11 protein-coding genes are annotated in these 13,003 nt (G+C 41.4%); 10 read left to right on the top strand and 1 reads right to left on the bottom strand.

Going from position 1 to position 13,003, the window contains the following annotated elements; all coding sequences use genetic code 11:
• Positions 1-4: 4 nt before the first annotated feature.
• The 5 genes from VMW01_12760 to deoC all read left to right on the top strand — a co-directional run bounded on the left by VMW01_12760 (position 5) and on the right by deoC (position 4,971).
• Positions 5-2,032 (top strand): tetratricopeptide repeat protein, encoded by a 2,028-nt coding sequence (locus VMW01_12760; protein HUW07122.1) that lies wholly within the window; start codon positions 5-7, stop codon positions 2,030-2,032.
• A gap of 55 nt (positions 2,033-2,087) precedes the next feature.
• Positions 2,088-2,795 (top strand): dipeptidase PepE, encoded by a 708-nt coding sequence (pepE, locus tag VMW01_12755; GenBank protein ID HUW07121.1) that lies wholly within the window; start codon positions 2,088-2,090, stop codon positions 2,793-2,795.
• A 508-nt stretch (positions 2,796-3,303) separates the two neighbouring features.
• The gene (dtd, locus tag VMW01_12750) at positions 3,304-3,756 is read left to right on the top strand and encodes a D-aminoacyl-tRNA deacylase (GenBank protein ID HUW07120.1); all 453 of its coding nucleotides are present in this window, start codon (positions 3,304-3,306) and stop codon (positions 3,754-3,756) included.
• Entirely contained in the window at positions 3,753-4,079 is a 327-nt protein-coding gene (locus VMW01_12745; protein HUW07119.1) for a nucleotide pyrophosphohydrolase, read from the top strand. Before dtd ends, VMW01_12745 begins: the two co-directional genes overlap by 4 nt.
• A gap of 22 nt (positions 4,080-4,101) precedes the next feature.
• On the top strand, positions 4,102-4,971 hold the full coding sequence (gene deoC / locus VMW01_12740) for a deoxyribose-phosphate aldolase (GenBank protein ID HUW07118.1): 870 nt from the start codon (positions 4,102-4,104) through the stop codon (positions 4,969-4,971).
• Positions 4,972-5,027: 56 nt separating this feature from the next.
• Here deoC and VMW01_12735 read toward each other — a convergent pair whose 3' ends face one another.
• Positions 5,028-6,002, bottom strand: coding sequence for a polyprenyl synthetase family protein (locus tag VMW01_12735; GenBank protein HUW07117.1), 975 nt, complete (start codon positions 6,000-6,002; stop codon positions 5,028-5,030).
• A 146-nt stretch (positions 6,003-6,148) separates the two neighbouring features.
• Between VMW01_12735 and VMW01_12730 the strand changes: the two genes are divergently transcribed.
• From VMW01_12730 to VMW01_12710, 5 genes are all read left to right on the top strand, one after another.
• Positions 6,149-6,448: a metalloregulator ArsR/SmtB family transcription factor gene (locus tag VMW01_12730; GenBank protein HUW07116.1), complete on the top strand. Its 300-nt coding sequence runs from the start codon at positions 6,149-6,151 to the stop codon at positions 6,446-6,448.
• Positions 6,449-6,551: 103 nt separating this feature from the next.
• Positions 6,552-7,004, top strand: coding sequence for a 6-carboxytetrahydropterin synthase (locus VMW01_12725; GenBank protein ID HUW07115.1), 453 nt, complete (start codon positions 6,552-6,554; stop codon positions 7,002-7,004).
• 6 nt (positions 7,005-7,010) lie between these two features.
• Complete coding sequence (polA, locus tag VMW01_12720; GenBank protein HUW07114.1) at positions 7,011-9,785, top strand: DNA polymerase I; 2,775 nt, start codon at positions 7,011-7,013, stop codon at positions 9,783-9,785.
• A gap of 149 nt (positions 9,786-9,934) precedes the next feature.
• On the top strand, positions 9,935-10,201 hold the full coding sequence (locus VMW01_12715; GenBank protein HUW07113.1) for a hypothetical protein: 267 nt from the start codon (positions 9,935-9,937) through the stop codon (positions 10,199-10,201).
• Between the two features lie 142 nt (positions 10,202-10,343).
• Positions 10,344-12,890 carry a tetratricopeptide repeat protein gene (locus VMW01_12710; protein HUW07112.1) on the top strand — a complete coding sequence of 849 codons (2,547 nt, stop codon included), beginning with the start codon at positions 10,344-10,346 and terminating at the stop codon, positions 12,888-12,890.
• Positions 12,891-13,003 lie beyond the last annotated feature (113 nt).

Raw genomic sequence — 13,003 nt, 5'->3', positions numbered from 1 at the left:
CAATATGAAAAAGTTTATACTCCTATGCTCTACTCTGTTCGTTTTCGCTAATCTGATTGCTCAAACCGACAGCCTAAAAAAATTATTATCAGGCAATATTCCTGACACTACCAAGATAAGTGCTCTTTTTGAATTGTCTCAAATCTACAGGGATAGCGGCGGTGTTGGAATGCAATACGTGCACCAAGCACTTGACCTTGCTACGGAAATGGATGACGCAAAGTTAATTGGCTTGGCCAACCATAAGATTGGATATTTCCATTTTTACAAGGGTGATTTTCAGAAGGCGATAGATAGCTACAAGCAGGCATTATCGGTCTTAAACCCAGAAACCAATGCTAGAGAATTGGCCGATGTTAATAATGATTTAGGATTGGTCTATAAATCTATGGGTAATTACGATATAGCGCTCTCCAACTTTATTGCTGCGTTAGATGAATATACAAAAGCTGCTTATCCGAAGGGAATTGGTATGGCCAACAACAACATTGGGCAGATATACTATTTCCAAAACAACTTTAAGCTTGCCATAGCATACTTTTTAAAGTATGCTGATTTTGCGCGCAAAAGTCCTAATAAGCTCTATTTGGCTGGAGCCGAAAATAACATTGGTGGCGCTTATTCTGAAATGGGGAATTTGCCAAAGGCGCTTTACCACTACCAGTTTGCACGCCACATATACGATTCTTTGGGAAGCCGATTTGGGGTTGCAATCCTTGATGACAATATTGGAAGCATCTTATATAAGCTGGGCGATTTTAAGCTCGCACTTGCAAAACATCTCTCCTCTTACCAATTGTTTAAGGAGTTAGGTATGAAGGAGCGAATGATATATTCAGAAAATAATCTTGGACTCGATTATATGGGATTGGGGAGATACCCGCAAGCCGAGAAATCGATGAAGGAAGCTCTCTCTCTCGCCATTCAAATTGGTCAAAGCGAATCCCAGGAAGTGATTTATGAATCGCTATCAACGCTTTATCTTAAGACCAAGAATTATTCACTCGCGCTTGATGCCTACAAATCATATACGGCGATGAAGGACTCCATAAGCGGGACGGAGACACAAAAACAGATTGCAGAAATACAAACGAAGTATGAGTCGGTTAAGAAGGAGCAGGAGTTGTTGAAACAGCAAATTCAGATTCAAAATCAAAAGCGCATGCTACTTTATGGTGGCGTTACCTTACTTGGATTTGCCATTCTTTCGGTTTTGCTTATAACTGAAAACCAAAAGAAGAGGAGGCTTTTTAATGCACTGTTGCGTGAGCAGCGAAAAATTACCGAAAGCATTACTTACGCTAGTAAGATTCAATCAGCAGTTCTACCTCCAACCGAATTAATAAGGCAACATTTCCCAAACCACTTTATCTTTTTTAAACCACGCGATATTGTAAGTGGCGATTTTTACTGGTTCTCAGTGAACAAGAATAGAATTTATTTTGCCGCAGTTGATTGCACTGGTCATGGCGTTCCGGGTGCCTTCATGAGCATGCTGGGATTTACCATACTCAACCAAATTGTTTCCGAAGGTCCGAATTTAACTCCTTCGCAAATACTCGATAAGCTCCGGTTGGATGTAAAACAGGCTCTTCATCAAAAGGGCAGTATGAATGAACCGCACGACGGAATGGATATTGCCTTATGTGTGTTTAATACCAGTGATTCAACGCTACAGTTCTCCGGAGCCCACAATCCTCTTTATCTCATCCACCAAGGTGAGTTGGTAGAATATGCTGCCGATTTAATGCCCATAGGACATGCCGGTAAGTTTGAATCTCGATTGTTTACAAATCATGTGATTCAACTGACCAAGGGTGACTTAGTTTATCTTTTTTCAGATGGGTATGTTGACCAATTTGGTGGCCTTGATGGGCAAAAATTTAAACGCTCACTCTTTAGAAAAACCTTGCTTTCAATCCACAAGGAACCAATGGATGTGCAGAAACGGCTACTTGGAGAAACCTTAGATTCATGGAAGTCTGACAACGAGCAGGTTGATGATATTTTGGTGTTTGGAGTCCAATTGTAATAATTTTTCTAATTACATTTGAGCAAAATGAAATATTTCACGAAGAATTTTAAAAATGAAACTCTTACTTATTAGCAATTCAACCATGGCTGGTCAGCCATATTTGAAATATCCGATGCCCGTTATCGACAACTTTTTTGGTGGCAAAATTAAGAAGGTCCTCTTTTTCCCCTTCGCTGCGGTAACATTTTCTTATGACGAGTATGAAAGTAAGGTTCAGCAGCGTTTTGCGGAAATTGGAATTGAGGTTGAGTCATTGCATCGCTCAAAGAACTATAAAAAATCGGTGAACGAAGCAGAGGCAATTGTTGTGGGTGGTGGAAACACGTTTAAATTGCTCAAGGTTATTCAACAGCACGACTTAATTGATGCGGTTCGTTTTCGCGTTCTGGATGGAACACCGTATGTTGGCTGGAGTGCCGGTTCAAATGTTGCATGTCCAACTATATGCACCACCAACGATATGCCTATTGTAGAACCGGACAGCCTTAGCGCGTTTAACCTTATTCGTTTTCAACTGAATCCGCATTATATCGATGCCAACCCGGCAGGACATGCAGGCGAAACTCGGGAAGAGCGAATAATGGAGTTTCTTGAAATGGATCCAGACATCTATGTGGTTGGGCTCCGTGAAGGATCTATGCTAAGGATAGAAGATGCCGGAATACATCTATTGGGCGACAAAACAATGCGCGTATTTAAGCGTGGAAAAATTTCAAGGGAGGTTACTGCCGAGGACGATCTTGACTTCCTTTTTGAGTAATATTAACGGCGTTCGATACCTTGAACGCCGTTTTTTAATCCTTTGATTTATGCTGCTATGGAAGTTGAAACGTTTCTCCTCGTGTGTATATGTTGTGGGTAATATTTTTTATTCCCAGCAATCCACTTTTTTTACAATCCGCTTTTCTTAGGTTTAGAGTACTTACCTGCCGGCCACCTACCGCTGTTGCTATATTCCCTTCAATAAGTATTGTAGTCGATCCTTCAATTCTCATGGAGATTGGTTCCCCTGATTTTCAATGGCCACAGAGAGCAACCCATTTTACCCTTTTCGCTTAATAAACTGCTGTTCGATAATCACCGCGATTGTTTTCTAAATACTCATTCAATGAGGTGCTTAAGAGCATTTCCGTGTCAATGTTACACTGTGCGCGAAAATCAAATCCCTCCTATAACAAACACCCAAATTGTTCTTATTAAAGACCTTTATTTTGATTTTGAGCAAATATGGGTCAAAATACTAAATTTGTAAGTTGAACTGTTTTGCTATGCGAGCATTATTACAAAGAGTGAGCGAGGCTTCGGTGGCGGCTAATGGAGAGATAATTTCTTCAATAGAGGAAGGCATACTGATTCTGTTGGGCGTGGAAGAGGCCGATACGAATGATGATTGCGAGTGGCTTTCCTCAAAAGTTGCAAACCTTCGCATCTTCGATGACAGTGATGGTGTGATGAACAAATCAATAATGGATGTTGGCGGTGATGCAATTGTGGTTAGCCAGTTTACCCTGCATGCTCTTACAAAGAAGGGAAATAGACCGTCATACATAAAAGCCGCCCGACCGGAATTGGCCGAACCTATATATCTTACTTTTGTAGAAATGCTTGAACAGAAAATTGGCAGGAGCGTGGGTTTAGGAAAATTTGGTGCCCATATGCAGGTTCATCTGGTAAACGATGGTCCAGTAACAATATGGATAGACACAAAAAATAGGGAATGATAACATTGCAGAATTATCAGAAACTCGTTGACGATTGGATCAAAGAGTTTGGCGTGCGATATTTCAGCGAGCTTACCAACATGGCTTTGCTGACTGAGGAGGTGGGTGAGCTCGCACGGGTAATGGCGCGTCAGTATGGCGACCAATCTTTTAAGGGTGACGAGAAGGATGCTGATCTTGGTGATGAAATGGCCGATGTGCTATTTGTGCTCATTTGCATAGCCAATCAAACCGGCGTGGACCTTGAAAAGGCAGTAGAAAGAAACTTTGCTAAGAAGACGGAGCGAGATGCTCAGCGCCATAAAAACAATAAAAAACTGTAAACAATAACCTAATTAAGAAGCTATGAATGCTGAATACTTAAACTATAATCGGGAGGTGAACCCTGCCGAGGTGGATGCGCTCATTTCCGACATTAAAAAGCGTGTTTCTAAGGAAAAATCGGAAAGCGACTTACGCACCTGCTTGAGTCTTATCGACCTTACCTCACTTAACTCCACCGACCCAATAACCAAGGGAGGTAGCATGGCCAAAAAGGTAAGCGAATTCTCTGCTCACTATCCTAATATTGACAACGTGGCAGCTATTTGCGTCTACCCTCCTTTAGTAAAGGCCGTAAGGGATAATTTAACCGACAAAAAAGTCCAAATTGCAGCTGTTGGCGCAGGATTTCCCTCTTCTCAAACCTTTATTGAGGTTAAGGTTGACGAATGTGTTAGAACTGTTAAGGCAGGGGCCGACGAAATCGATATAGTTATTTCTTTGGGAACTTTTCTTAGCGGAGATCATCAGGTTGTTTTCGACGAAATTGCTACGATAAAAAAGAGCCTAGGGAAAGCTCATCTTAAGGTTATCTTAGAAACTGGTGCACTTCCTGATTATGAAGCAATCCGCTTGGCAAGTTTGATTTCGATGGAGGCCGGTGCCGATTTCATTAAAACCTCTACGGGTAAAATGGAACCTGCAGCCACTCTTGAGGCAGCAGTTGTGATGTGTATGGCTATTAAAGACTTTTATGCGAAGCATGGGAAAAAAATTGGATTTAAACCCGCCGGCGGAATGGTTTCCCCAGAAGATGCTCTTGGCTATCTCTTGGTTGTGAGACGAATTCTTGGTGAGGAGTGGATTAATCCGTCATTATTCCGCTTAGGCGCAAGTCGGTTGGCCAACAACCTACTCACCGAGATCACCGGCAAACAGGTAAATTATTTCTAAAAATTTGAGAGATTTATGAAGGCGAGCGAAGGGCAGATGCCCTTCGCTCATTTTTTTTAACTTTTCCGACTTACGATATAGTGTGCAAGCGCCTCAAGGGCTTGCCTTGATGGGTTTTCCGGAATTTTGTGTAGCAGGGTAATGGCGTTGTTTTTGCACTCAACCATTTTTTGTTCAGCATACGTTATTCCCCCTTTTTGCTCAACAAAAGCAATGATTTTATCTACTTCTTGTCGTTTACCCTTTAGTTTTTTTATCAGCGAGATTATCTCTTCACGCTCCTTTTTTGAACCATTGTTAAGGGCGAAAATAAGCGGTAGCGTTAATTTCTTTTCCTTGATGTCGTTACCCGATGGTTTTCCGGTGAGAGCTGAAGGCTGAAAGTCGAATAGGTCATCTTTTATTTGAAATGCCATACCCAAAAGAATACCGATTTCGTAGAGTTTTGCTACGGTTGCCTTATCTGCACCGGCAGAGCGAGCACCGCTACTGGTGCACGCCGCAATGAGAGTTGCCGTTTTCTTTCGGATAATGTTGTAGTAATCGTCCTCGGTGATATCCATTTTGCGGCTCTTTTCAATCTGGAAAAGCTCCCCTTCAGACATTTCCTTCACTGCATTCGACATGGTTTCCAGCATTTCATACTCCTTGTGCTCCACGGCAACCATAAGTCCTTTAGACAGAATAAAATCGCCCACCAATACGGCAATTTTTGACCGCCACAGTGCATTTACAGACCAGAATCCGCGTCGCTCGTACGCCTCGTCTACCACGTCGTCGTGAATTAGGGTGGCAGTATGCAATAGCTCAATCATGGTGGCGGCAACGTGGGTCGATTGCGTAACTTCGCCAATCAGCTTGGCCGAAAGGAATACAAAAAGAGGCCGCAGCTGCTTTCCTTTGTGCCTGACAATGTAGGTTAAAATGAAGTCGAGGGATTTGTAGGGCGATTGTGCCTGACCTCGGAAGAAAACCTCGAACTCCTCAAGTTCTTTTTTTACCGGTTCTTTTATCGAATTAATGCCACTCATTAACAGGTTTGTTAGAGTTTCAAAGGTAAAAAAATGTTTCTATTCCGCTTTTATCTTCGAAATATTAGACATTCACCCCTATGCGATAACAACATATTCATGATATTGATATATTTGCATTTGATTTTGGTAAACTATTTTGAAAAATGCAACACGTAAATGAATTGAAAATCGAGCAGCTAGAGCAGGCTGCAAATATGCTTAAAGCCATAGCACATCCTATGCGTATCGCAATCCTTAGTTTTCTGGAAGATGGTAAAAAGATGACGGTTACGGAGATACACGAGAAACTTCAGATAGAGCAATCAACCACCTCTCATCATTTAGGGATTCTAAAGGACAAGGGAGTGCTTTGCTCCAAAAGGGAAGGTAAAAACACTTTCTATTTTCTTAAGCATAATAATCTTGCACGCATACTTGATTGCGTGAGCAAGTGCACCGTATAAGGCAGTGCAAACAGACTCTACCTTCAGCAGATTTTCCGCTGAAGGTTTTTTTGTGCAACAATGCAACCACTATTGTTGTTTTTTTTAGACTAATTTTGAAACGATGGCACAGATTCGACTTACAAAGGAGTTTTCATTTGAAATGGCCCATTTTCTCACGGGCTATGATGGTTCTTGCAGTAATATTCACGGTCACTCTTACCGACTTTTTGTTACGGTTATTGGCCAACCAATTGAAGATACTGCTAATCCCAAGCTGGGAATGGTGATGGATTTTGGGATGCTCAAGAGTGTTGTAAACAAACGAATTGTAAGCCGACTCGACCATGCATTGCTAATGAACAACAACGAAGAGTCTAAGGGATTGATCCCAATTCTTAAAGATCGGTTTAAAAAAGTTGACGCCGTTGATTTTCAACCCACCTGCGAAAACTTACTTCTTCACTTTGTTGATCAAATTCAAACCGAGTTGCCGGATGGGATAACGCTTCATCATCTTAAACTTTATGAAACTGCAACTTCATATGCCGAATGGTACAATGAAGATAATAAGTAATATGACATGAAAGAAAAAGTTTTTCTTCTTGATGCATATGCCCTGATTTTTCGGTCATACTATGCTTTTATAAATAGGCCAATTACTAATTCGAAAGGAGTTAACACCTCTGCAATATTTGGCTTTGTAAAAACGCTTCAGGAGTTAATTAAGAAGGAAACACCGACGCATCTCGCGGTTGCCTTTGATCCGGCTGGACCAACTTTTAGAGGAGAGATCTACCCACAATACAAGGCAAATAGACCGCCAGCACCAGAAGATATTAGGGCCTCGGTGCCATACATAAAGCAAATATTGGAGGCCTATCGCATCCCCGTTGTCCTTGTTCCAAATTTTGAAGCTGATGATGTTGTTGGTACATTGGCAAAACGATTTGGAGCATTGGGATATGATACCTATATGTATACTCCAGATAAGGATTATATACAATTAGTGGACAGCAATATATACCTATATAAACCAAAGAAATCTGGTAATGAGGCTGAAATATTAGGTGTGCCGGAGGTGTGTGAGCAGCATGGTTTATCTTCCCCTGCACAGTTTATCGATATTCTCGCTTTGTGGGGTGATGCTTCTGACAATATACCTGGTGCACATGGTATTGGGGAGAAGACTGCCACTAAGCTCATTGCAGAGTATGGCTCAGCCGAGGGCGTTATAGAACACGTTGAGGAGTTAACGGGTAGGACTCGGGAAATTATCCAAAGTCATATTGATGAGATCATACTTTCAAAGAAACTTGCTACCATTGATATTAACGTGCCAATAAACTTAATCATTGATGATATTTTGGTGAAGGAACCCAATCACGATGCATTAAAGCACCTTTTTGAAGAGCTTGAATTTCGTTCAATGTTGAAGGATGTGAAGGATGCGCCTTCAACCGCTACCAAGCAAGTTCTTCCAGCTCAAGGAAACTTGTTTGAAAGCGAGCCAAGTGGCATGACATCTCAATATCATACCATTAAGGATATAAAGAAAAATTATAAGTTGGTTGATACTGCTGCGACCTTTGAAGAGCTTGTTACCGCCATCCAAGCAAACAAGACTTTTTGTTTCGACACCGAAACAACTAGCCTCGATGTTTTCTCAGCGGAACTTGTTGGTATTGCTTTTAGCTGGCAAAAGGATCATGGATTTTTTCTCTATCTCCCCAAGGATAAGCATATCCGCACCGAGTGGTTGAATAGGATATCTCCAATATTTGCATCGGAAAGCTACACCAAGGTTGGTCAGAATTTGAAGTTTGATACCATGGTGTTGCAGCAGAGCGGAGTGGCTGTTCGAGGACCAATTTTCGATACCATGTTGGCTCACTATCTTATCGATCCAGAGTCTCGTCATGGAATGGACTTTCTGAGTGAGCGATACCTGAATTATGAGCCAATTGCAATAGAGGAACTTATTGGAGGAAAGGGTGCTTTACAGATTAATATGTCAAAAATTTCACCTGAGAAGGTGGCTGAATACTCTGCGGAGGATGCTGATGTTACATGGCAGCTGTACCTTTACTTTAAGGATGAAATTGAGCGCCTTGGTTTAACAAAACTTTTTTATGAGATTGAGTTGCCACTCGTAGGTGTACTTGCCGACATGGAGACCGCGGGTGTTCGAGTTGATATCGGTGCTCTTGAAGAATTTGGCAAGGATTTGAATAGTCAGATGATCTTGTTGGATGATGAGATAAAAAAGTTGGCAGGTAAGTCCGATCTTAATGTAAGTTCACCAAAGCAGTTGGGCTATGTACTTTTTGATAAGCTGAAACTTGGTGCTGGTTCAAGTTCTGCTAAAAGCACAAAAAGCAAGCAGTATTCAACTAGTGAAGAAGTTCTTCAACGTATGGTTGGCGAGCACCCTATTGTGGAAAAAATTCTTGATTTCCGATCCTTAAAGAAGCTTCTCTCGTCCTACATAGAGTCGATCCCAAAACTTGTTAATCAAAAAACAGGATTAATTCACAGCAACTTTAATCAAGCCGTTACTTCAACAGGGAGGCTAAGTTCGAATAACCCTAATCTCCAAAACATCCCAGTGAGAGGAGAGCGGGGACGGGAAATTCGTAAAGCATTTATTGCAGAAAATGAGCACTCCATTATTTTGTCTGCTGATTATTCCCAGATTGAACTTCGGTTAATGGCTCACCTTTCGGGCGACAGCGGACTGATTGAGGCATTTTTGGCTGGAGAAGATATTCATGCTGCCACGGCTTCTAAAATATACGGTGTGCCCGTTGAAGAGGTAACTCGCGAAATGCGATCGCATGCCAAAACTGCAAATTTTGGCATTATCTATGGTATATCATCCTTTGGTTTGAGCCAGCGGCTAAATATTGCAAGGAGTGACGCCAAGGCGTTAATCGACGGATACTTTGCTTCCTATCCAAAGGTAAAAGAATACATGGAAAACGTTGTTGTTGCTGCCCGTACAAGTGGTTTTGTTGAAACACTTTTTGGAAGAAGGCGTTACCTTCCCGATATCAGATCAAATAATCAGGTGGTTAGGGGCCTTGCTGAGCGCAACGCCATTAATGCACCAATTCAAGGCTCTGCTGCCGATATAATAAAGATTGCCATGATCAAGATTCATGCTGAATTTAATAGGCTTAAATTGCAGAGTAAAATGATAATGCAGGTGCATGATGAGCTTGTTTTTAATGTTAATATTGCTGAACGAGAGCAGGTTCGAGAAATAGTTATTGCTATGATGCAAAGTTCCGCAAGCCTTTCTGTTCCTTTGATTGTTGAGGTTGGCGAGGGTAATAGTTGGCTCGACGCTCACTAGCCTATGATAGTTTATGCACAAATAATGAGATCATTTCTGTTTGAATCAAAAAAATATTTATAATTGCAAAAGATGATGGTTCCCAATTTTGGGAATAGTATGTTTATTAACAAAAACTAAAAACTGGTTTAACCTAACAGGCGCCAACAATGAAAGCGAGGAAGGACCTAAAAAGTGGAAATAACACAAAGGTGTTTGAGTCCGATGATTTAAAACGGGGGCGAAAACTCAAACCTGAAAAAAAGGAAAAAAACCAAAAACGCTCAATTTTTTCTGAAATTGATGATTTGGATGATCCAGAACTCCAATTTAGGCAAGAGGATGACGAAGAGGATTATCTGGATGAGAAATTACTTGACGATGATGATTATTTTAAGGATGAGGAGGGGGAAATAGATGATGAGGAGGAGGATTAAGATGATTTGAAGAGTAATAAGGAAATGCTAGAAACAGCTGAATTTGTAGAGAGGGGCATACGTCCCTCTTTTTCGTTTAAATAAGATTTTTGAATTGACCGTAAATTTTTCTAGATTTCGATTTCCTCGATAAATCCCGAAAATGAAGACTTTTCGATGTACTGCGTTCTTGATGGTCCTTCTAATCTTAACGGGGCAGCATCTTTTTGGAACCGGAGGCTCCCTTGATGATTCAGTGCCAGATAGCGTAAAGGTGAAATATCAGAATTTGGAAGGCAAGAATCGGTTACAGCAGCTCTTGGAATTATCCAAAACATACCTCAGCATCAATCCCGGAATCGCAAAACAGCTCGCCTCTAAGTCAACGGTATTGGCCATTGAAACTGACTCTCAGGAAGAACAAGGGTATGCACTTCTTTATTACGGTAACGCAGCATTCCTTCTTGGAGATTATTTTGATGCTCAGGAGTCCTTTAGTCGAAGCATGGAAATTGCGAAGAGGCTGGAAGTCCAACGCCTTTTGGTAGATATTTATGATGCTCAGGGTACCATCTACTCTTCAACGGGAGATTTTGAGCAGGCATTAAAAAATTACAAGTCTGCTTTTCAAATTCTTCTACAGCTCAATTTTCCCATAGAGCGCTCTAATATTATTCGTAAAATAGGGAATATTTACTTCCAGTTCGGGGAGAAGAATCGCGCTCTTGACTTTTACCAGATCGCCTTGGAAACTAGCCGAAAGAGTAATGATAGTAATGGCATTAGCATGGCTTTAAATAATATTGGAAGGATTTATGTTGAGGAGCAAAAATTTGCCATGGCCTTGGATTATTTTAACAAGGCGCTCGAAATAAAGGAGCGGGACGGTAATGAGCTTAGTAAGTCAAACACTCTACTCAATATTGGCCGTACCTATGAAATAATGGGCCAGCTTAATCTCGCCGAGAATTATTTCAACCGCACCCTTGAGATTCGCTCACGACTCCAAAACAGGGAAGGAGTAGCTGAAGCGATGCAGTATTTAGCAAGAATATATGCTGAAGAAGGGAAGAATGCTGAGAGTGAACAGTTGCTTAAGCGTTCAATTGGGGTTGCTGATTCAATTCATCTTAATGGATTAAAGGTTGTTGGATATCAACGACTGTCGGAGCTGTATGCAAAGAGTTCTAACTACAGGGAAGCCTACCTTAACTACATTAAATACAGCATATACCGCGATAGTGTTTACGGCGCTGAAAAGCAGAGAATGCTACTAGGAGTTGATGCTCGTTATAAATTTGAATACTCTGAAAATAAAATAAAAATGCTTTCGAAGGAGGCTGAGCTTAAGGTGAGCGAACTTAAAAAAGCAAGGTGGGTGAGCTACTTCTGGGCAACGCTATTTTTGTTCTTTGTAATTGTGTCCTACCTCCTTTATAGCAGGAATAAGTTAAAATCGGAGATCAATAAAAAGTTGATGGACGAGGTGGGTGAGAGGAGAAAAATTCAAGAGGAACTGGAGCGGTATCAAAAAGACCTCGAGTTGCTTGTTGAGGATAGAACTATGCAGCTGAGGGAAGCAAAGGAGCGGGCAGAGAAGTCAGATAAGCTAAAAACGGCATTCCTTGGGAATATTTCTCATGAAATCCGGACACCAATGAATGCCATAATCGGCTTTGCAAACTATTTGGAGGAGCCGACTCTTGATGAAGGAGGCCGATCGGAGGCTGTTTCATATATAAAACGAAACGGAGAGGTGCTGCTGAACCTACTGAACGATATTTTGGACATTTCGTTAATCGAAATAGGTGAGATTAAGATAATAAAGCGTGCGTTTAATCTAGATGAAACTATTCAGGATGTTGTGCTACAGCAGAAGGCTTTGTATTTTCAACCCAAGAATAATGTAGAAATTCGTTTCTCCTTCGACCCGGATTGGACACAACCTTTATTTGGTGACGAAACGCGGTTTCGACAAATTTTATCGAACCTCTTGTCAAATGCGCTTAAGTTTACAGAAAGCGGCTTTGTTGAGGTAGGGTACAAGGTGGATAATAGCAAGTTGATTTTCTTTGTTCGCGACACTGGATCGGGAATATCCAGAAGCCAGCAAGCCTTGGTTTTTGAGCGTTTTTCGAAGGATAACTCCGGTAGTGATAGGTTTTATGCTGGCACTGGAGTAGGCCTCAGCCTTTGCCGTGATTTGGTGGGTTTGTTGGGTGGAGATATTTGGCTTGATTCAGTTCCAGGTCAGGGCAGCACATTTTTCTTCTCCTTGCCAATTGAGTCAAATAGGGAGGAAGGGCAAAAAGATAATCGCGTAAAAACAACTCGCTCTACGGTTGATTTTAGTGGAAAGACTATTTTGGTAGCAGAGGATGTTGATTCTAACTTTTTACTTTTGAAGGCTTTACTAAAAAGTAGCGGGGCTACAATTTTGTGGGCGAAGGACGGCCTTGAGGCTGTAGATATGGCTGTCGGTGGGAAAGTTGATCTCGTACTAATGGATATTCGAATGCCCAAATCAAATGGGGTTGAGGCTACAAAAAAGATAAAGGACTTATTCCCAGAGATACCGGTGGTTATATTAACTGCTTATAGCCACCAAGAAGAGATGGAACGCTGTTATGCAGCTGGATGTTCTGCATACCTGCTAAAACCTATAAAGAAAATGGAACTTTATTCAGTCGTTTCTCGGCTGATTCATTAATTTGAGTGCTGCCAACGTCTGTTTTTTGCCTTGTTTAAGGCTTTCAGGCGTGATGGCACTTGCCCTCTTATCCGTTTTATTTCGAAAAGTGCTGCCAGAAAATAACCGTCAAT

Source organism: Williamwhitmania sp. (assembly GCA_035529935.1).
Taxonomy (GTDB): Bacteria; Bacteroidota; Bacteroidia; order Bacteroidales; family Williamwhitmaniaceae; genus Williamwhitmania.
This window is presented reverse-complemented; position numbering and strand designations above follow the sequence as displayed.